The sequence below is a fragment of the Streptomyces silaceus genome (genome assembly GCF_001419745.1).
Lineage (GTDB): Bacteria > Actinomycetota > Actinomycetes > Streptomycetales > Streptomycetaceae > Streptomyces > Streptomyces silaceus.
On record NZ_LIRJ01000123.1, the window covers coordinates 19,731 to 39,305 of the forward strand.

18 protein-coding genes are annotated in these 19,575 nt (G+C 71.3%); 17 read left to right on the forward strand and 1 reads right to left on the reverse strand.

Going from position 1 to position 19,575, the window contains the following annotated elements; all coding sequences use genetic code 11:
* Positions 1 to 95 precede the first annotated feature (95 nt).
* From AOK22_RS13740 to rpsD, 4 genes are all read left to right on the forward strand, one after another.
* Positions 96 to 737: a vitamin K epoxide reductase family protein gene (locus tag AOK22_RS13740; RefSeq protein ID WP_107101932.1), complete on the forward strand. Its 642-nt coding sequence runs from the start codon at positions 96 to 98 to the stop codon at positions 735 to 737.
* 86 nt (positions 738 to 823) lie between these two features.
* Positions 824 to 2,188, forward strand: coding sequence for a replication-associated recombination protein A (locus AOK22_RS13745; protein WP_055698915.1), 1,365 nt, complete (start codon positions 824 to 826; stop codon positions 2,186 to 2,188).
* 42 nt (positions 2,189 to 2,230) lie between these two features.
* Positions 2,231 to 3,061, forward strand: coding sequence for an HNH endonuclease family protein (locus AOK22_RS13750; protein WP_244164775.1), 831 nt, complete (start codon positions 2,231 to 2,233; stop codon positions 3,059 to 3,061).
* A gap of 352 nt (positions 3,062 to 3,413) precedes the next feature.
* Positions 3,414 to 4,028, forward strand: coding sequence for a 30S ribosomal protein S4 (gene rpsD / locus AOK22_RS13755; RefSeq protein ID WP_055698916.1), 615 nt, complete (start codon positions 3,414 to 3,416; stop codon positions 4,026 to 4,028).
* Here the strand turns inward: rpsD and AOK22_RS13760 are convergent.
* Positions 4,016 to 6,148: an ATP-binding protein gene (locus AOK22_RS13760; protein WP_079036544.1), complete on the reverse strand. Its 2,133-nt coding sequence runs from the start codon at positions 6,146 to 6,148 to the stop codon at positions 4,016 to 4,018. The genes rpsD and AOK22_RS13760 overlap by 13 nt on opposite strands.
* A 172-nt stretch (positions 6,149 to 6,320) precedes the next feature.
* Between AOK22_RS13760 and AOK22_RS13765 the strand changes: the two genes are divergently transcribed.
* From AOK22_RS13765 to nusB, 13 genes are all read left to right on the forward strand, one after another.
* Positions 6,321 to 6,767, forward strand: coding sequence for a DUF948 domain-containing protein (locus AOK22_RS13765; protein ID WP_055698917.1), 447 nt, complete (start codon positions 6,321 to 6,323; stop codon positions 6,765 to 6,767).
* Positions 6,768 to 6,774: 7 nt separating this feature from the next.
* Positions 6,775 to 7,140, forward strand: a complete 366-nt coding sequence (locus AOK22_RS13770; protein WP_055698918.1) for a DUF6167 family protein — start codon at positions 6,775 to 6,777, stop codon at positions 7,138 to 7,140.
* On the forward strand, positions 7,140 to 9,809 hold the full coding sequence (gene alaS, locus AOK22_RS13775; protein WP_055698919.1) for an alanine--tRNA ligase: 2,670 nt from the start codon (positions 7,140 to 7,142) through the stop codon (positions 9,807 to 9,809). Before AOK22_RS13770 ends, alaS begins: the two co-directional genes overlap by 1 nt.
* Positions 9,809 to 10,294 (forward strand): Holliday junction resolvase RuvX, encoded by a 486-nt coding sequence (gene ruvX / locus AOK22_RS13780; RefSeq protein ID WP_055698920.1) that lies wholly within the window; start codon positions 9,809 to 9,811, stop codon positions 10,292 to 10,294. The genes alaS and ruvX overlap by 1 nt, the downstream gene beginning before the upstream one ends.
* Before the next feature lie 124 nt (positions 10,295 to 10,418).
* The gene (gene mltG / locus AOK22_RS13785; protein WP_055698921.1) at positions 10,419 to 12,227 is read left to right on the forward strand and encodes an endolytic transglycosylase MltG; all 1,809 of its coding nucleotides are present in this window, start codon (positions 10,419 to 10,421) and stop codon (positions 12,225 to 12,227) included.
* Positions 12,220 to 13,059: a shikimate dehydrogenase gene (locus AOK22_RS13790; RefSeq protein ID WP_055698922.1), complete on the forward strand. Its 840-nt coding sequence runs from the start codon at positions 12,220 to 12,222 to the stop codon at positions 13,057 to 13,059. The genes mltG and AOK22_RS13790 overlap by 8 nt, the downstream gene beginning before the upstream one ends.
* 166 nt (positions 13,060 to 13,225) lie before the next feature.
* The gene (aroC, locus tag AOK22_RS13795) at positions 13,226 to 14,410 is read left to right on the forward strand and encodes a chorismate synthase (protein ID WP_055698923.1); all 1,185 of its coding nucleotides are present in this window, start codon (positions 13,226 to 13,228) and stop codon (positions 14,408 to 14,410) included.
* Positions 14,407 to 14,922 carry a shikimate kinase gene (locus AOK22_RS13800; RefSeq protein WP_055698924.1) on the forward strand — a complete coding sequence of 172 codons (516 nt, stop codon included), beginning with the start codon at positions 14,407 to 14,409 and terminating at the stop codon, positions 14,920 to 14,922. Before aroC ends, AOK22_RS13800 begins: the two co-directional genes overlap by 4 nt.
* Entirely contained in the window at positions 14,919 to 16,016 is a 1,098-nt protein-coding gene (aroB, locus tag AOK22_RS13805) for a 3-dehydroquinate synthase (RefSeq protein ID WP_055698925.1), read from the forward strand. The genes AOK22_RS13800 and aroB overlap by 4 nt, the downstream gene beginning before the upstream one ends.
* Before the next feature lie 151 nt (positions 16,017 to 16,167).
* The gene (locus tag AOK22_RS13810) at positions 16,168 to 17,091 is read left to right on the forward strand and encodes a Pro-rich N-terminal domain-containing protein (protein WP_079036545.1); all 924 of its coding nucleotides are present in this window, start codon (positions 16,168 to 16,170) and stop codon (positions 17,089 to 17,091) included.
* 95 nt (positions 17,092 to 17,186) lie between these two features.
* Positions 17,187 to 18,293 (forward strand): aminopeptidase P family protein, encoded by a 1,107-nt coding sequence (locus AOK22_RS13815; protein WP_055698927.1) that lies wholly within the window; start codon positions 17,187 to 17,189, stop codon positions 18,291 to 18,293.
* Between the two features lie 62 nt (positions 18,294 to 18,355).
* A complete protein-coding gene (gene efp, locus AOK22_RS13820) occupies positions 18,356 to 18,922 on the forward strand; it encodes an elongation factor P (protein WP_055698928.1) in 567 nt (188 codons plus the stop codon).
* A 2-nt stretch (positions 18,923 to 18,924) separates the two neighbouring features.
* A complete protein-coding gene (gene nusB, locus AOK22_RS13825; RefSeq protein ID WP_055698929.1) occupies positions 18,925 to 19,359 on the forward strand; it encodes a transcription antitermination factor NusB in 435 nt (144 codons plus the stop codon).
* Positions 19,360 to 19,575 lie beyond the last annotated feature (216 nt).

Sequence of the window (19,575 nt, forward strand, 5' to 3'; positions counted from 1 at the left end):
TGCGGGCCTGCTTATGTCCATCGAACGGTGGACACACAGGAGCGTGCGGCACAATGTGCGTGCCCGCTGGCCACCACAAGCGACGGAACGGCGTGATGAGCAAAACGATGTCTGCGAAGGACGACGCCTTGGACGAGCACGAGCGGAGGGAGGCTCCCGGCGCCGTCGGCGGCAGTCGCGCGCTCGCCCTGCTCCTGGTGATCACGGGCGCGGCCGGTCTGCTCGCCGCCTGGGTGATCACCCTCGACAAGTTCGAGCTCCTGAAGGACCCGAACTTCCAGCCGGGGTGCAGCATCAACCCCGTCGTCGCCTGCGGCAGCATCATGAAGAGCGAGCAGGCCGAGGCGTTCGGGTTCCCCAACCCGATGCTGGGCCTGGTCACCTACGGCATCGTGATCTGCGTCGGCATGAGCCTGCTCGCGGGGGCCCGCTTCCCGCGCTGGTACTGGCTCACCTTCAACGCCGGCACGCTCTTCGGCGTCGGATTCTGCACCTGGCTGATGATCCAGTCGCTCTACCACATCAACGCGCTCTGCCTGTGGTGCTGCCTGGCCTGGGTCGCCACGCTCCTGATGTTCTGGTACGTCACGTCCTTCAACATCCGCAAGGGCTTCCTGCCCGCGCCGAACTGGGCCAAGAGCTTCCTCGCGGACTTCACCTGGGCGCTCCCGGTCATGCACATCGGCGTCATCGCGATGCTGATCCTCACGCGCTGGGGCGCGGACCTCTGGGCCTGAGGTTCCGGTCCCCGAGCCGTCGGCCCGGGGACCGCCGATTCCGCCTCCCGGCGGGATTGTCAGTGGGGTGACATAGGGTTCTTGACGTGGAGCCCGACCTGTTCACCGCCGCAGCCGAAGACCGCCAGGAGAAGGACCCGTCCGGCAGCCCGCTGGCCGTCCGGATGCGTCCGCGCACCCTCGACGAGGTCGTCGGCCAGCAGCATCTGCTGAAGCCGGGCTCGCCCCTGCGCCGCCTGGTCGGCGAGGGCGGCGGCGGCCCGGCCGGACCGTCCTCGGTGTTCCTGTGGGGCCCGCCCGGCATCGGCAAGACGACTCTCGCGTACGTCGTCTCGAAAGCCACGAACAAGCGCTTCGTCGAGCTCTCCGCGATCACCGCGGGCGTGAAGGAAGTGCGCGCGGTCATCGACGGCGCCCGCAGGGCGATGGGCGGGCACGGCAAGGAGACCGTCCTCTTCCTCGACGAGATCCACCGCTTCAGCAAGGCCCAGCAGGACTCCCTGCTCCCGGCGGTCGAGAACCGCTGGGTCACGCTCATCGCGGCGACCACCGAGAACCCGTACTTCTCGGTCATCTCCCCGCTCCTCTCCCGCTCCCTGCTGCTCACCCTCGAACCGCTCACGGACGACGACCTGCGCGGCCTGCTGCGCCGGGCGCTCACCGACGAGCGGGGCCTGGGCGGCGCGGTCGAGCTGCCCGAGGAGGCCGAGGCGCACCTGCTGCGCATCGCGGGCGGGGACGCGCGGCGCGCGCTGACCGCCCTGGAGGCGGGCGCCGGCTCGGCCCTGGCCAAGGGCGAGAAGGAGATCACCCTCCAGACCCTGGAGGAGTCGGTCGACCGCGCCGCCGTGAAGTACGACAGGGACGGCGACCAGCACTACGACGTGGCGAGCGCCCTCATCAAGTCCATCCGCGGCTCGGACGTGGACGCGGCGCTGCACTATTTGGCCCGCATGATCGAGGCGGGCGAGGACCCCCGCTTCATCGCCCGGCGCCTGATGATCTCCGCGAGCGAGGACATCGGCCTCGCCGACCCGACGGCGCTGCCCACCGCGGTCGCCGCAGCCCAGGCCGTCGCCATGATCGGCTTCCCGGAGGCGGCCCTCACCCTCAGCCACGCCACGATCGCCCTCGCCCTGGCCCCGAAGTCGAACGCGGCGACGATCGCGATCCAGCAGGCCCGGGCCGACGTCCAGGCGGGCCTCGCGGGCCCCGTCCCGCCCCACCTGCGCGACGGCCACTACAAGGGCGCGGCCAAGCTCGGCCACGCCCAGGGCTATGTGTACCCGCACGATGTCCCCGGCGGCATCGCCACCCAGCAGTACGCACCGGACGCCATCGAGGGCAAGCGCTACTACCAGCCCACGAGGTACGGCGCCGAGGCGCGGTACGCCGACGTGGTCGAGCGGGTCCGCGCCCGGCTCAAGGGCGAGCAGCCCGGCGACGCCTAAGCCGACAGGCGCGGCCGGGCACCGCGGCCTACGCTCGGCGGCATGGGCAGAGCAGCGGGGCCGGCCGTGGGGGCGTTGCTCGTCCTTGCCGCGGTGACCGCGTCCTGCACACCGCCGCAGCTGGACCGGGCGGACTCCCGGTACACGGCGGACTCCCGGTACACGAAGACCCCGGCGACATCGCCCGACAGGACCCCGCCGTCACCGAAGCCCAGACCGAGCCCGACGACACCCCCTCCGTCGTCGAAGGCGCCCCTCGTCGGCCCCGGCTTCCCGCCCACCGCCGCCCGGGCCCGCGACCAGCTCGCCCGCCTCACCGTCGCCTGGGGCAAGAACTGGCAGACATACCAACGCTCCGAGTTCGGCGTGGGCTGGTCCGACGACGTCGACGCCCCCGGCGGGCGCAACGGCTGCGACACCCGCGACGACGTGCTGCGCCGCGACCTGAAGAACCTGCGCGAGGGCGACCGCAACCCCTGCGTCGTCCTCTCCGGCACCCTGCTGGACCCGTACACCGGCAAGGAACTGCCCTATGACTACCGCCGCGCCTCCCAGATCCAGACCGACCACGTCGTCGCGCTCGGCGCCGCCTGGCGGGCCGGCGCCTGGGCCTGGACCCCGCAGCGGCGCCTGACCTACGCCAACGACCTGGACGTCCTGCTCGCCGCCGACAAGGACACCAACTACAAGAAGAGCAGCCAGACCCCCGACAAGTGGAAGCCGCCCCGCAAGGAATACTGGTGCGAGTACGCGCGGCGCTGGACCGGCATCAAGGCCAAGTACGGGCTGACGGTCACCGCCCCCGAGAAACTGGCCCTCCAGGACCTCCTCGCCACCTGCCGCCGAGGGGACCGGGGCGGGGCCCGCGGCTGAGGCACCTCGCCGTACCCGGTACACTTGCCCGAAGTGCTGCGTCCCGTGCCCGGTCCCGTACCGGCACCACCAGAGCGGGACATCCAGCCGGAACCCCACCGCCGCACGGCACAGGGGATCCAGGAGCGTCGCGCACCGTCGAAGGTGTCGCGGGCAGCCCACCACCATCCCGGAGCCCCGGGAACCGGTCGGTGGGCCACTCGCGTGCTGCACATAGTGCCCAGACCAGGGAGCGGCTGCCTCACGGCCCACGGCTTTCGAGCCCAGGACCCGCGAGGTTTCCCAGGCTGCGGATGCGACCTCCCCTAACCACTGGTGAAGCCGATTTCACACAGAACAGAGAGGTTGGTTCATGCCGAACCAGTCCCGCCCCAAGGTCAAGAAGTCGCGTGCCCTCGGCATCGCGCTGACCCCGAAGGCCGTCAAGTACTTCGAGGCCCGCCCCTACCCGCCGGGCGAGCACGGCCGTGGGCGCAAGCAGAACTCGGACTACAAGGTCCGTCTGCTCGAGAAGCAGCGTCTGCGCGCGCAGTACGACGTGTCCGAGCGCCAGCTCGTCCGCGCCTACGAGCGTGCCGCCAAGACGCAGGGCAAGACCGGTGAGGCCCTGGTCATCGAGCTGGAGCGTCGTCTCGACGCCCTGGTTCTGCGTTCGGGCATCGCCCGCACGATCTACCAGGCCCGCCAGATGGTCGTGCACGGCCACATCGAGGTCAACGGCCAGAAGGTCGACAAGCCGTCCTTCCGCGTCAAGCCGGACGACGTCGTCATGGTCCGTGAGCGCAGCCGCGAGAAGCCGCTGTTCCAGGTCGCGCGCGAGGGTGGCTTCGCCCCCGACGGCGAGACCCCGCGCTACCTCCAGGTGAACCTGAAGGCCCTGGCCTTCCGCCTGGACCGCGACCCGAACCGCAAGGAGATCCCCGTGATCTGCGACGAGCAGCTCGTCGTCGAGTACTACGCCCGCTGACCCGGACGTAGCTCACCCTGCTTCAGCCCGTCGCCTCCCCGCCCTTCCCGGCGGGGCGGGCGGCGGGTTCGCTCGTTCCCGGGCTCGGTGCGCAGCGCACGCGACACCGCCGCGTCCAGACCGAGCCGCGCCCCCTCCCGTACGCACTCCTCGTACCGCTCGTCGCCCAGCGCCTCGCGGGCCTGCTCCTCGCACAGCACGTGCGGGCCGCCGAAGTTCCCCGAGCCGAACAGCGGAAGCCCCACCGAGGGCCAGATGCCGGCCGCGGCGCCCTGCAGCACCGCCGCCTCCGCAGGATCGCCCTCCGCCGCCGTGAACAGCGCGAGCAGCTCGATCGACAGGACCGTGCCCAGCAGGTCGTGGAAGCGGTGGTCGAGGGCGAGCGACTCGCACAGCAGCTCCCTGGCCGTGCCCGCCTCGCCGCGGGTCCAGGCCGCGAAGCCCAGGACGTACAGGGCGTACGCCAGCGCCCAGCGCTCGCCGTGGTCCTCGCAGACCCGGCGCACGTCCTCGCAGAGCTCCACCGCGTCGGCCAGCTCGCCCCGGAAGGCGAGCGCCATGGCCAGCTCGATCTGTCCCATCAGGACGTTGCTGTTGAGCTCGCCGATCTCCCGGTAGCGCTCCAGCGCCGAGCGCAGCAGCGTTTCCGCGCGCGGGACGTCGTCCGTGACCAGCGCCAGACAGCCGATGCGGTGCTCGGCGTACGCGGCCGCGATCGCGCTGCCCGTGCGCTCCGCCTCGTCCCGGCACTCGTGCAGCGCGCCGAGCGCGGTGACCGTGTCGCCCTGGAGCACCGCCACGTACCCGAGCACCCACAGCGCCTTGAGCCGGGAGTCCTCGTGGCCGCCGTCCAGGTCCAGGGCCCGGTCCAGCCAGTGCCTGCCCTCGGCGAGCCGGCCGCAGCCGACCCAGTAGAACCACAGCGTCCCGGCGAGGTACTGGCCGAGGTGGGCCTCGTCCCGCTCGGTGAGGCAGAACTCCAGGGCGGCGCGCAGATTGGGCAGCTCGGTGTCCACCAGGGCCGCGACCTCCGGCTGGCGCGGCGAGAACCAGTCCAGCTCGCACCAGGTGGCGAGCCCCATGTACCAGTCGCGGTGCCTGCGCCGCATCCGCGCGCTCTCGCCCGCGGCCTCCAGCCAGTCGGCGCCGTACGCCCTGACCGTGTCGAGCATGCGGTAGCGCACGCCCGAGGGGTTCTCCTCGCGGATCACGACGGACTGCGCGAGCAGCTCGTCGAGGACGTCGAGCACGTCGTCGGCGTGCAGCCCGTCCCCGGCGCAGATGTACTCGACCGCCTCCAGGTCGAACTGCCCGGCGAACACCGAGAGCCGCGACCACAGCAGCCGCTCCGACGGGGCGCACAGCTCGTGGCTCCAGCCGATGGCCGTCCGCAGCGTCTGGTGCCGGGGCGGCCCGTCGCGCCGCGAGCCGGTGAGCAGCCGGAACCGGTCGTCGAGCCGGGCCACGAGCTGCGCGGGGGACAGGGCCCGCAGCCGGCCGGCTGCCAGTTCCACGGCGAGCGGGATGCCGTCCAGGCGCCGGCACAGCTCCAGGACGTCCTCGCGGTTGCCGTCGTCGAGGGCGAAACCGGGCAGCCCGGCCGCCGCCCGGTCGGTGAAGAGCGCCGCCGCGTCCGGCGCGGGCATCGGCGCGAGCGGGAAGAGCCGCTCGCCCTCGGTCTCCAGCGGCCTGCGCCCCACGGCGAGCACCCGCAGGCCGGGGGAGTGGATGAGCAGCTCGCGCACCAGCGGGGCGCAGGCGTCGACGAGGTGCTCGAACCCGTCGACGACCAGCAGCAGTTCCCGTTCGGCGAGGTGCCCGAGCAGTACCTGGCGCGGCGGCCTGCTCGTGTGGTCCGTCAGCTCCAGGGCCTCGGCGAAGGCGTGCTCCAGCAGGTTCGTGTCGCGCAGCGGCGTGAGGTCCACCCGCCAGACGCCGTCCCGCGGCGCGGTGGCGGCCGCCGCCCGCGCGGCCAGCCGTGACTTCCCGACCCCGCCGACCCCGGTCACGGTGACCAGCCGCCCGTCCTCCAACGCCGAGGCCAGCGCCGCGAGTTCGTCGGCGCGTCCGACGAATGCGTTGAGTTCCAGCGGGAGGTTGCCGGGCTGTGGGGGGCGCATGGGGTACGGAGCGTACTCATCCGTATGCGGTACGTACAATCACTCGGGGCAACTCCTGTTGCGGTGAGGGGGAATGCGGTACGGACCGGCGGCCCTGGCGCGATAGGGTCGGGGGACGACTTTTCGATGTTCAGAGACGATGTCTCGACGATGTCTCAGGGAGCGGTGCCAAGTGTCCGGTGGAGAGGTTGCCGGGATCCTGGTGGCCGTCTTCTGGGCGATCCTGGTCTCCTTCCTCGCGGTGGCACTGGCGAGGCTGGCCCAGACGCTCAGGGCGACCACCAAGCTCGTCGCGGACGTGACCGAGCAGGCGGTCCCCCTCCTGGCGGACGCCTCCACCGCGGTGCGGTCCGCGCAGACGCAGATCGACCGCGTGGACGCCATCGCCTCCGACGTCCAGGAGGTCACGTCGAACGCGTCGGCGCTCTCCACGACGGTCGCCTCCACCTTCGGCGGCCCGCTCGTGAAGGTGGCCGCGTTCGGCTACGGCGTGCGCCGGGCCATCAGCCGCAAGGCCGGTCCCGAGGCGAAGGAAATGCCCGCCAAGCCGTCCCGTCGTACGGTGATCGTGGGCCGCACCGTACCGGCCGCACGGCGGGGTAAGCGGAAGAAGGACTGACGCAGCGATGTTCCGCCGTACGTTCTGGTTCACCGCGGGCGCAGCCGCCGGCGTGTGGGCCACCACCAAGGTCAACCGCAAGCTCAAGCAGCTGACCCCCGAGAGCCTTGCCGCGCAGGCCGCGAACAAGGCGATCGAGACGGGTCACCGCCTGAAGGACTTCGCGCTCGACATCCGCGACGGCATGGCCGAGCGCGAGGCCGAACTGGGCGAGGCCCTGGGCCTGAACGACCACCCCGACGCCGAACTTCCCGCGCAGCGCCGCTTCGCCGTCATCGAGAACCACCGCAGCAACAAGAGCAACACGCTCGACAAGAAGACGAAGTACATCGAGAACACGACGTACTCGTACAACCGGAATGAGGACCACTGATGGAGTCGGCTGAAATCCGCCGCCGCTGGCTGAGCTTCTTCGAGGAGCGCGGGCACACCGTCGTCCCTTCGGCGTCGCTCATCGCGGACGACCCGACTCTGCTCCTCGTCCCCGCGGGCATGGTGCCCTTCAAGCCCTACTTCCTGGGTGAGGTCAAGCCGCCCGCCCCGCGCGTCACCAGCGTGCAGAAGTGCGTGCGCACACCCGACATCGAAGAGGTCGGCAAGACCACGCGCCACGGCACGTTCTTCCAGATGTGCGGCAACTTCTCCTTCGGCGACTACTTCAAGGAAGGCGCCATCAAGCTGGCCTGGGAGCTGCTCACCGGCTCCGTGGCCGACGGGGGCTACGGCCTCGACCCGGAGAAGCTCTGGATCACCGTCTACCTCGACGACGACGAGGCGGAGCGCATCTGGCACGAGGTCGTCGGCGTCCCCAAGGAGCGCATCCAGCGCCTGGGCAAGAAGGACAACTTCTGGTCCATGGGCGTCCCCGGACCCTGCGGCCCGTGCTCGGAGATCAACTACGACCGCGGCCCGGAGTTCGGCGAGGAGGGCGGCCCGGCCGTCAACGACGAGCGCTACGTGGAGATCTGGAACCTGGTCTTCATGCAGTACGAGCGCGGCGCCGGTGACGGCAAGGAGGACTTCCCGATCCTCGGCGACCTGCCGTCGAAGAACATCGACACGGGTCTGGGCCTCGAGCGTCTCGCCATGATCCTGCAGGGCGTGCAGAACATGTACGAGACCGACACCCTGCGCGTCGTCATGGACAAGGCCACCGAGCTGACCGGCGTGCGCTACGGCGCCGAGCACGGCTCGGACGTCTCCCTGCGCGTGGTCGCCGACCACATCCGTACGTCGACGATGCTCATCGGCGACGGCGTCACCCCCGGCAACGAGGGCCGCGGCTACGTCCTGCGCCGCATCATGCGCCGCGCCATCCGCAACATGCGCCTGCTCGGCGCCACGGGCCCGGTCGTCAAGGACCTCATCGGCGTCGTGATCGACACGATGGGCCTGCAGTACCCGGAGCTCGCCACCGACCGCAAGCGCATCGAGACCGTCGCGCTCGCCGAAGAGGCCGCCTTCCTCAAGGCCCTCAAGGGCGGCACGAACATCCTCGACACCGCGGTCACCGAGACCAAGGCCGCCGGCGGCACGGTCCTCGCCGGCGAGAAGGCCTTCCTGCTCCACGACACCTGGGGCTTCCCGATCGACCTCACCCTGGAGATGGCCGCCGAGCAGGGCCTCTCCGTGGACGAGGACGGCTTCCGCCGCCTGATGAAGGAGCAGCGGGACCGCGCCAAGGCCGACGCCAAGGCCAAGAAGACCGGCCACGCCGACCTGCACGCCTACCGTGAGATCGCCGACGCCTCCGGCGCCACCGACTTCACCGGCTACTCCCTCACCGAGAACGAGGGCGTGATCGTCGGCCTGCTGGTCAACGGCGTCTCCTCGCCGGCCGCCACCGAGGGCGACGAGGTCGAGGTCGTCCTCGACCGCACCCCCTTCTACGCCGAGGGCGGCGGCCAGATCGGTGACACCGGCCGCATCCGCCTCGACAGCGGCGCGGTCATCGAGGTCCGCGACGTGCAGAAGCCGGTCCCCGGCGTGCACGTGCACAAGGGCGTCGTCCAGGTCGGCGAGGTCACCGTCGGCGCCCCGGTCTGGGCCACGATCGACTCGCACCGCCGCCGGGCCATCGCCCGCGCCCACTCCGCCACGCACCTCACGCACCAGGCGCTGCGCGACGCGCTCGGCCCGACGGCCGCCCAGGCCGGTTCCGAGAACCAGCCCGGCCGCTTCCGCTTCGACTTCGGTTCGCCGTCCGCCGTGCCCACGGCCGTGATGACGGACGTCGAGCAGAAGATCAACGAGGTCCTCTCGCGCGAGCTGGACGTCCAGGCCGAGGTCATGTCGATCGACGACGCCAAGAAGCAGGGCGCCATCGCCGAGTTCGGCGAGAAGTACGGCGAGCGGGTGCGCGTCGTCACCATCGGCGACTTCTCCAAGGAGCTGTGCGGCGGTACGCACGTCCACAACACCGCCCAGCTCGGCCTGGTGAAGCTGCTCGGCGAGTCCTCCATCGGCTCCGGCGTGCGCCGCATCGAGGCCCTGGTCGGCGTCGACGCGTACAACTTCCTCGCCAAGGAGCACACGGTCGTCGCCCAGCTCCAGGAGCTGGTCAAGGGCCGTCCCGAGGAGCTGCCCGAGAAGATCTCCGGCATGCTCGCCAAGCTCAAGGACGCCGAGAAGGAGATCGAGAAGTTCCGCGCGGAGAAGGTCCTCCAGGCCGCCGCGGGTCTCGTCGAGGGCGCCAAGGACGTACGCGGTGTCGCGCTGGTCACCGGTCAGGTGCCGGACGGCACCACCGCCGACGACCTGCGCAAGCTGGTCCTCGACGTGCGCGGCCGCATCCAGGGCGACCGCCCGGCCGTCGTCGCGCTGTTCACCACGGCCAACGGCCGCCCGCTCACCGTCATCGCCACCAACGAAGCCGCGCGCGAGCGTGGCCTCAAGGCCGGTGACCTGGTGCGCACCGCGGCCAAGACCCTCGGCGGCGGTGGCGGCGGCAAGCCGGACGTCGCCCAGGGCGGCGGCCAGAACCCGGCCGCCATCGGCGACGCCATCGCCGCGGTCGAGCGCCTCGTCACCGAGACGGCCTGATGTCCGAGCCTGCCCAGGGCATGCGCAGGGGCCGGCGTCTGGCCATCGACGTCGGTGACGCCCGTATCGGGGTCGCCTCGTGCGACCCCGACGGGATCCTCGCCACGCCGGTCGAGACGGTGCCGGGACGCGATGTCCCGGCCGCCCAGCGCCGGTTGAAGCAGCTCGCCGACGAGTACGAGCCGATCGAGATCGTCGTCGGACTCCCTCGCTCCCTCAACGGGGGCGAGGGCCCGGCGGCCGCCAAGATCCGTGCCTTCACCCAGGAGCTCGCCCGCATGGTCGCCCCCATTTCGGTGAGGCTCGTGGACGAGAGGATGACCACAGTGACGGCCAGTCAGGGCCTGCGCGCCTCCGGCGTGAAGTCCAAAAAGGGCAGGTCTGTCATCGATCAGGCGGCCGCGGTGATCATCCTTCAGCAGGCCCTGGAGTCCGAACGGGCGTCAGGTAAAGCTCCCGGCGAGGGCGTCGAAGTGGTCATCTGATCGCGATACGGTAACGTTCCGCGCGATGCGGCGGTGTTCGAACAGCTGCCGCACAGCATCAAGAGGCGGAACGGTTGCCCGACTGCTCGGACGGCGGCCCCGCCTCGCGGCATGTAGGGGATCGATGACTGAGTATGGCCGGGGCCCAGGCTCCGAACCGTGGCATCCGGAGGACCCGTTGTACGGGGACAGCGGATGGGGAGGACAGTCGCCCGCGGGCGGTCCGTCCACCTACGGCGGCCAGGGGCAGTACCACCCTCAGCAGCCGCACCAGCATCAGCACCAGCCGTCCCACCAGGCACAGTACGGCGGCGACTGGAGCACCGGGCAGCAGCAGGGCTACGGCCGGGAGCAGTACGACACGGGTCAGCACCCGTACGACACCGGCCAACATCAGTACCACGGTGATCCCGCCCAGGCCTACAACGGCGGCCCCGGCCAGGGGTACGGCAACGGCCCCGGCCAGGGCTACGACGGCGGCCCGGGGCAGGGTCACAACGGCGGCCCCGACTCCTACAACGGCGGCTGGGACACCGGTGGCCAGGGCCAGGTCCCTTACGGCGGCGACCCGATGGACCCCTACGGGGGCCAGCAGAACGGCTATGGCGCGGAGGGCAACGACTACTACGCGACGCCGGACGCGTATGCGCCGCCCGAGCCGCCGGGCCGCCGCCGTTCGCCCGAGCCGGAGCCCGACCCGGCCGCGTCGTCCGACTGGGACCCGGGCCCCGACCAGGGCGAACACGCCTTCTTCGCGGGCGGCGGGGACGACGACGAGTACGACGATGCCGATGAGCCCGGCCGTCGGGGTGGCCGCGGTGACCGGCGCGGCGGACGAGGCGGAAAGAAACCCAAGAAACGCCGCAGCGGCTGCGCCTGTCTGGTCGTCACGCTGGTCTTCGCCGGCGGCCTCGGCGGCGTCGGCTATTTCGGCTACCAGTTCTACCAGGACCGTTTCGGCACCGCCCCGGACTACGCGGGCGAGGGCACGGGCCAGGCCACGGTCGAGATCCCCAAGGACTCCAGCGGCTACGCGATCGGCCAGAAACTCAAGGAAGCCGGGGTCGTCAAGAGCGTCGACGCCTTCGTCTCGGCACAGGGCCAGAACCCGCAGGGCAAGACCATTCAGGCGGGCGTCTATGTGCTGAAGAAGGAGATGTCCGCCAAGAGCGCCGTCGCATTGATGCTCAACCCCAAGAGCCGCAGCAACCTCATCATTCCCGAGGGCAGGCGGAACGCGTGGGTCTACGAGCAGATCGACACGCGTCTGGATTTGGACAAGGGCACCACGGCGAAGGTCGCCAAGAAGGAATGGAAGAGTCTCGGACTTCCCTCCTGGGCGAATACGAACAAGGACATCAAGGACCCGCTGGAAGGATTCCTCTACCCGTCCAGCTATCCGGTGGCGAAGGGGCAGAAGCCGGAGGATGTCCTCAAGAAGATGATCGCCCAGGCCAACGAGAAGTACGACGAGTTCGGCCTCAAGTCGAAGGCCGACGAGCTGAATCTGAAGGACCCGTTGCAGGTCCTCACGGTGGCCAGCCTCGTACAGGCCGAAGGCATGACGCACGACGACTTCAAGAAGATGGCGGCCGTCGTCTACAACCGCCTCAAGGCGACGAACACGGCGACCAACCAGAAACTCGAGTTCGACTCGGCGTACAACTACCTCAAGGGTCAGAGCAAGATCAAGATCCCGATCTCGGAGATCAGGAATGACCCCGACCCGTACAACACCTATTACCACAGGGGCCTCCCGCCGGGGCCGATCGGAAACCCGGGCGACGAGGCACTGAAGGCCACGCTGGAGCCGGACGGTGGGGGCTGGATGTTCTTCGTCTCCGTCGACGGAAAGAAGACCCAGTTCACCAAGACGCTGGCTGAGCACGACAAGCTGGTCGACGAATTCAACGAGCGGCAGAAGAATGGCTAATGAGCAAGGCAATGGCCGTCGAGCCGCCGTCCTCGGCTCTCCCATCGCCCACTCCCTCTCCCCGGTGCTGCACCGCGCCGCCTACGCGGAATGGGGGCTGAGCGACTGGACGTACGACCGTTTCGAGATCGACGAGGCGGCGCTGGCCGGATTCGTCGAGGGGCTCGGTCCGGAGTGGGCGGGGCTCTCGCTGACCATGCCGTTGAAGCGGGCGGTCATTCCGCTGCTCGACGAGGTCAGCGAGACGGCCGCGTCCGTCGAGGCCGTGAACACCGTGGTGTTCGGCGAGGACGGCCGGCGCCGGGGCGACAACACCGACATCCCCGGCATGATCGCCGCGCTGCGCGAGCGCGGCATCGAACAGGTCGAGTCCGCGGCCATCCTCGGCGCGGGCGCCACCGCGTCCTCCGCGCTGGCCGCGCTCGCGCGGATCTGCACCGGTGAGGTCGTCGCGTACGTCCGCAGCGACGCCCGCGCCGCCGAGATGCGCCAGTGGGGCGAGCGCCTCGACGTCGAGGTCAGGACCGAGGCCTGGGACGACGCCCGCGAGGCGCTGAGCGCCCCGCTCGTGATCGCCACCACGCCGGCGGGCACCACCGACGCCCTGTCATCCGCCGTGCCCGAGCGCCCCGCCACCCTCTTCGACGTGCTGTACGACCCGTGGCCCACCGCCCTCGCGGCCCGCTGGTCGGCGTACGGCGGGGCGGTCGTCAGCGGTCTCGACCTGCTCGTGCACCAGGCCGTCCTCCAGGTCGAGCAGATGACCGGCCGCGCTCCCGCACCGCTCGACGCCATGCGCAAGGCGGGGGAGCACGCGCTCGCCGCACGCTAGCGCCCCGGCCGCGCCGTACCGACAGGTGCGCGCGGCCGTCCGGCAGGTGGACCGCAGGCCGGAGCGGCCCCCGGGTCGTGGGAGGATCGGGGGTGGCGGGCCAGGGCCGCGCACCCGGCCGCGCCGTCGAAGACAGCAGTTCGAGGCGCGAGCATGAGGAGCACCGTTGAGCAGGTTGCGTTGGCTGACCGCGGGGGAGTCGCACGGACCCGCACTTGTGGCGACGTTGGAAGGGCTGCCCGCCGGCGTCCCGATCACGACGGACATGGTGGCCGACCACCTGGCCCGCCGACGGCTCGGCTACGGGCGCGGCGCGCGGATGAAGTTCGAGCGTGACGAGGTCACGTTCCTGGGCGGCGTCCGGCACGGTCTGACCATGGGCTCACCGGTGGCGATCATGGTCGGCAACACCGAGTGGCCCAAGTGGGAACAGGTCATGGCGGCCGACCCGGTGGACCCGGCCGAGCTCGCCGAGCTCGCCCGCAACGCGCCGCTGACCCGGCCCCGTCCCGGCCACGCCGACCTCGCCGGCATGCAGAAGTACGGCTTCGACGAGGCCCGTCCCGTCCTGGAGCGCGCCTCCGCCCGCGAGACCGCCGCCCGCGTCGCGCTCGGCGCGGTCGCCCGCTCCTACCTCAAGGAGACGGCCGGGATCGAGATCGTCAGCCACGTCACCGAGCTGGCCGCGGCCAAGGCCCCCTACGGCGTCTACCCGACCCCCGCCGACGTGGAGAAGCTCGACGCCGACCCCGTGCGCTGCCTGGACGCCGACGCGTCGAAGGCGATGGTCGCGGAGATCGACCAGGCCCACAAGGACGGTGACACCCTCGGCGGCGTCGTCGAGGTCCTCGCCTACGGCGTCCCGGTCGGCCTCGGCTCGCACGTGCACTGGGACCGCCGTCTCGACGCGCGTCTGGCCGCCGCCCTCATGGGCATCCAGGCCATCAAGGGCGTCGAGGTCGGCGACGGCTTCGAGCTGGCGCGCGTGCCGGGTTCCCAGGCGCACGACGAGATCGTCACGACCGACGACGGCATCAAGCGCACCTCCGGCCGCTCCGGCGGCACCGAGGGCGGCCTGACCACGGGCGAGCTGCTGCGCGTGCGCGCCGCGATGAAGCCCATCGCGACCGTGCCGCGCGCGCTCGCCACGATCGACGTCGCCACCGGCGAGGCCGCCAAGGCGCACCACCAGCGCTCCGACGTGTGCGCGGTCCCGGCCGCCGGCATCGTCGCGGAGGCCATGGTCGCGCTCGTCCTGGCCGACGCCGTCGCCGAGAAGTTCGGCGGCGACAGCGTGCCCGAGACCCGGCGCAACGTGCGGTCGTACCTCGACAACCTGCAGATCCGGTGACCGGCCCGCAGATCGTTCTCGTCGGCCCGATGGGCGTGGGCAAGACGACGGTCGGCGAGCTGCTGGCCGCGCGGCTCGGTGCCGGCTTCCGGGACACCGACGCCGACATCGTCGCCGCGCAGGGCCGGGAGATCGCGGACATCTTCGTCGACGAGGGCGAGTCGTACTTCCGCGACCTGGAGCGCCGGGCCGTGCGCACCGCGCTCGCCGACCACGACGGTGTCCTCGCGCTGGGCGGGGGCGCGGTCATGGACGAGTCGACGCGCGCGCTGCTGTCCGCGCACGCCGTCGTCTACCTCTCGATGGAGGTGGAGGAGGCCGTCAAGCGCACCGGACTCGCCCAGGCCCGCCCGCTGCTCGCGGTCAACCCGCGCAAGCAGTGGCGCGAGCTGATGGACGCCCGCCGCCCGCTGTACGCGGACGTCGCCCGCGCGGTCGTCGCCACCGACGGCCGTACCCCCGAAGAGGTCGCCCAGGCGGTCCTCGACGCACTGGAGTTGAAGGAAGCATGACGACGGAGCAGACCCCCACCCGCATCCACGTCGGCGGCACCGCCGGCTCGGATCCGTACGAGGTCCTGGTCGGTCGGCAGCTCCTCGGGGAGCTGCCCGGACTCATCGGCGAGCAGGTCAAGCGGGTCGCCGTGATCCACCCCGAGGCGCTCGCCGAGACCGGTGAGGCGCTGCGCCAGGACCTCGCCGACCAGGGGTACGAGGCCGTCGCCATCCAGGTGCCCAACGCCGAGGAGGCCAAGACGGCGGAGGTCGCCGCGTACTGCTGGAAGGCCCTCGGGCAGTCCGGCTTCACGCGCAGCGACGTCATCGTCGGTGTCGGCGGCGGTGCCACCACCGACCTCGCAGGGTTCGTGGCGGCGACCTGGCTGCGCGGTGTGCGGTGGGTGGCCGTGCCGACCACCGTGCTGGGCATGGTGGACGCGGCGGTCGGCGGCAAGACCGGCATCAACACCGCCGAGGGCAAGAACCTCGTGGGCTCCTTCCACCCGCCCACCGGTGTGCTGTGCGACCTGGCGGCGCTGGACTCGCTCCCCGTGAACGACTACGTGTCCGGGCTCGCGGAGATCATCAAGGCCGGCTTCATCGCCGACCCGGTGATCCTGGAGCTCGTCGAGCAGGACCCGGAGGCGGCCCGTACGCCCGCCGGCCCGCACACCGCCGAGCTCATCGAGCGCTCCATCAGGGTCAAGGCCGAGGTCGTCTCGGGCGACCTCAAGGAGGCGGGCCTGCGCGAGATCCTCAACTACGGCCACACCCTCGCGCACGCCATCGAGAAGAACGAGCGCTACAAGTGGCGGCACGGTGCGGCGGTCTCCGTCGGCATGCACTTCGCGGCCGAACTCGGCCGTCTCGCGGGACGGCTCGACGACGCCACGGCCGACCGCCACCGCACGGTCCTGGAGTCGGTCGGGCTGCCGCTGCACTACCGCTACGACCAGTGGCCCAAGCTCCTGGAGACCATGAAGGTCGACAAGAAGTCCCGCGGTGACCTGCTGCGCTTCATCGTCCTGGACGGCCTCGGCAAGCCGACCGTCCTGGAGGGTCCCGACCCGGCCGTGCTGCTCGCCGCGTACGGAGAAGTGGGCCAGTAACCACGCGCGCGTGGCCGGGCGTTTTGGCCACGGGCACCTTGGGGCCTCCCCGGCCGTTCACACAACGGCGGCCGGGGACGGTACCGTTCGGTAACGGGCGGCTCGGGCGCCGCCCGAGCAGCGTCAGTCGTACGAGACGGAGTGGCACCGGATGCAGCACGCAGGGGGATCTCCGCTGCCGCCGCCCCACCAGCCGGGGCACGGACCGGCCACCGGCTGGCCGCAGGCCGCACACCATCCGGGCGCGCCGCGTCCGGGCGCCGCGCCGCAGGGTGCGCCGCCGCCTCCCGCGCCGGGCTTCGTGGGCTCCGCGCCCCAGGCCCCGGGCCAGGCACCTCAGGCACCTCCTGCTCCGGGCCAGGCGCCCCCCGCTCCGGGGCAGGCGCCTGCCACTCTTCAGCTCGGCCGCGGTCCCGTGCCGCCGAACCCGGACACCACGGGGCACGTCCAGCTGCCGCCGGGCGGTCCCGTCGCGATGCCGAGCCCGCCGCAGGGCACGGCCCAGGCCGACACCGGCGCCACGACGCTCGCCGTGCTCCTGATCGGCCCCGCGGGCGCGGGCAAGACCAGCGTCGCCAAGTACTGGGCCGAGCACCGCCGGGTGCCGACGGCCCACATCAGCCTCGACGACGTGCGCGAGTGGGTGCGCTCTGGCTTCGCCGACCCCCAGTCGGGGTGGAACGACCACTCGGAGGCGCAGTACCGCCTGGCCCGCCGTACCTGCGGCTTCGCCGCGCGCAACTTCCTGGCCAACGGCATCTCCTGCATCCTCGACGACGCGGTGTTCCCGGACCGCCCGGTCGTCGGCCTCGGCGGCTGGAAGCGGCACGTGGGCCCCGGCCTGCTGCCGGTCGTCCTCCTCCCGGGCCTGGAGATCGTCCTGGAGCGCAACGCCGAGCGCAGCGGCAACCGCCGCCTCACGGACGAGGAGGTCGCCCGCATCCACGGCCGCATGGCCGGCTGGTACGGCTCGGGCCTCCCCATCATCGACAACTCCCAACTCGACGTCCCCGCCACGGCCCAGGTCCTGGACGACGTCCTCGCCCGAGCCATCGCGAGCCCGCCCACGTGGTAGCGGCGCCGACCGCCTGACCTCGCACTGACGTCCCCCGACGCCCGGTCGGACGCGCTGATCGGGCCGGGTGGGGGTGGGGCTCTTAGGCTCGTGCCATGTCAGAGGTGTACGCGGTGCGCAGGGAGCGGGTGAGGGAGCGGTGTGCCGGGGCCGGGGGTGCCGCGGCGCTGGTCTCCCGGCCCGCCAACGTCCGCTATCTCGCGGGTGCGGCGCCCCACGGCGCCGTACTCCTGATCGGCGGTGACGAGGACGTACTGCTGTGCGGGCGTCCGCCCGGTGAGCAGCCGGGGGACGGGCGGCCCGACGAGGCGTTGCGGACGCAGCTGCTGTCCGCGCCCGGCGCCGACCCGGCCGTGGCGGGCGCGGGCCTCGCGGCCGCCCAGGGCGTCGACGCGCTGGCCGTCGAGGAGCACCACCTGACCGTGGCCCGGCACCGGGCGCTCGGTTCGGTCGCTCCCGGGCTGCGCCTGACGGACCTCGGCACGGCCGTCGAGCAGCTGCGATACGTCAAGGACGAGGAGGAGATCTCCTGTCTGCGGATCGGCGCCGAGATCGCCGACCAGGCGCTGGGGGAGCTGCTCGAATCGATCCTGGTGGGACGCACCGAGCGGCACCTGGCCCTCGAACTGGAGCGGCGTCTCGTCGACCACGGCGCCGACGGCCCCGCCTTCGCCACCTCGGTCGGCACCGGACCCAACTCCGGCAAGGGCGGGCACCGCCCCTCGGACCGCCGGGTGGAGGAGGGCGACTTCCTCTCCGTCTGCCTGGGCGCGAGCTACCGCGGATACCGCTCCGAGATCGGGCGTACGTTCGTCATCGGCACGTCACCCGCCGACTGGCAGATCGAGCTGTACGACCTCGTCTTCGCCGCCCAGCGGGCTGGCCGCGAGGCCCTCGTACCCGGTGCGGCCTGCCGCGACGTGGATCACGCGGCACGCCACGTACTCGACTCCGCGGGCTATGCGGATGGACTCCCTCCGCTGACCGGACACGGCGTCGGCCTCGAAATCGACGAGGACCCGCAGTTGGCCCCCGCGGCCATGGGTAAACTGGACGCTTGCGTGCCGGTCACCGTCGAACCGGGGGTTCACCTCCCGGGCAGGGGCGGCGTCCGGATCGATGACACGCTCGTCGTGCGCCCCGAGGCGGACGGCGGACCCGAGCTACTCACCATTACGACCAAGGAGCTGCTCGCGCTGTAGCGGCATCCGCCGCGGCGCCTGCCCCCTGCGTCGTCCACGTCAGTCCAGGAGATTCCGCAACCGTGGCTTCCACGAACGACCTCAAGAACGGCCTGGTGCTCAAGCTCGAAGGCGGCCAGCTCTGGTCCGTCGTCGAGTTCCAGCACGTCAAGCCCGGCAAGGGCCCGGCCTTCGTGCGCACCAAGCTCAAGAACGTGCTCTCCGGCAAGGTCGTCGACAAGACGTTCAACGCCGGCGTCAAGGTCGAAACGGCCACGATCGACAAGCGCGACATGCAGTTCTCCTACATGGACGGCGAGTACTTCGTCTTCATGGACATGGAGACCTATGACCAGCTCCACGTCGACAAGAAGGCCGTCGGCGACGCCGCCAACTTCCTGATCGAGGGCTTCACCGCCTCCGTCGCGCAGCACGAGGGCGAGGTCCTCTACGTCGAGCTGCCCGCCGCCGTCGAGCTCGTCATCCAGGAGACCGAGCCGGGCGTCCAGGGCGACCGCTCCACCGGTGGCACCAAGCCCGCCACGCTGGAGACCGGCCACCAGATCCAGGTCCCGCTCTTCATCACCACGGGCGAGAAGATCAAGGTCGACACCCGTGACAGCGGCTACCTCGGCCGGGTGAACAGCTAACCGTGGCTGCTCGTAACACGGCCCGCAAGCGCGCCTTCCAGATCCTCTTCGAGGCCGACCAGCGCGGCACCGACGTCCTGACGGTCCTCGCGGACTGGGTGCGCCACTCGCGGTCCGACACCCGGCAGCCGCCGGTGAGCGAGTACACGATGGAGCTCGTCGAGGGCTATGCCCAGCACGAGCGCCGCATCGACGAGCTCATCTCGCAGTACGCCGTCGGGTGGACCCTGGACCGCATGCCGGTGGTCGACCGGAACATCCTGCGGCTCGGTGCCTACGAGCTCGTCTGGGTGGATGCCACGCCGGACGCCGTGGTGCTCGACGAGGCGGTCCAGCTCGCCAAGGAGTTCTCCACGGACGAGTCCCCGTCGTTCGTCAACGGCCTGCTCGGGCGCTTCAAGGACCTGAAGCCGTCCCTGCGCCGGGACGACGCGTAAGCCTTCCCGTACGACACCCGGAGGGCCCGCAGCGCCTTTGCTGCGGGCCCTCCGGGTTTTCCCGGCGTGTGCCTCGGGATTGGCCCCGGCATTGGCCATGGATTCCCGGCGGTCCGGCGGCCCGAGGGGGACCGCGGAGTCTTTCGGGGAGAGGGCCGTGGAGGAAATGCGCGGGAAATAGCAGAAAGCCGCCGGGGCGGCCGCGGCCTTTCGGCT

Excerpts from the sequence above, each read along its gene's own strand:
- AOK22_RS13740 (WP_107101932.1), top strand. The coding sequence starts at position 96 with ATGAGCAAAACGATGTCTGCGAAGGACGACGCCTTGGACGAGCACGAG.
- AOK22_RS13750 (WP_244164775.1), top strand. The coding sequence starts at position 2,231 with ATGGGCAGAGCAGCGGGGCCGGCCGTGGGGGCGTTGCTCGTCCTTGCC.
- rpsD (WP_055698916.1), top strand. The coding sequence starts at position 3,414 with ATGCCGAACCAGTCCCGCCCCAAGGTCAAGAAGTCGCGTGCCCTCGGC.
- AOK22_RS13760 (WP_079036544.1), bottom strand. The coding sequence starts at position 6,148 with ATGCGCCCCCCACAGCCCGGCAACCTCCCGCTGGAACTCAACGCATTC.
- AOK22_RS13770 (WP_055698918.1), top strand. The coding sequence starts at position 6,775 with ATGTTCCGCCGTACGTTCTGGTTCACCGCGGGCGCAGCCGCCGGCGTG.
- alaS (WP_055698919.1), top strand. The coding sequence starts at position 7,140 with ATGGAGTCGGCTGAAATCCGCCGCCGCTGGCTGAGCTTCTTCGAGGAG.
- ruvX (WP_055698920.1), top strand. The coding sequence starts at position 9,809 with ATGTCCGAGCCTGCCCAGGGCATGCGCAGGGGCCGGCGTCTGGCCATC.
- mltG (WP_055698921.1), top strand. The coding sequence starts at position 10,419 with ATGACTGAGTATGGCCGGGGCCCAGGCTCCGAACCGTGGCATCCGGAG.
- AOK22_RS13790 (WP_055698922.1), top strand. The coding sequence starts at position 12,220 with ATGGCTAATGAGCAAGGCAATGGCCGTCGAGCCGCCGTCCTCGGCTCT.
- aroB (WP_055698925.1), top strand. The coding sequence starts at position 14,919 with ATGACGACGGAGCAGACCCCCACCCGCATCCACGTCGGCGGCACCGCC.
- AOK22_RS13810 (WP_079036545.1), top strand. The coding sequence starts at position 16,168 with ATGCAGCACGCAGGGGGATCTCCGCTGCCGCCGCCCCACCAGCCGGGG.
- AOK22_RS13815 (WP_055698927.1), top strand. The coding sequence starts at position 17,187 with ATGTCAGAGGTGTACGCGGTGCGCAGGGAGCGGGTGAGGGAGCGGTGT.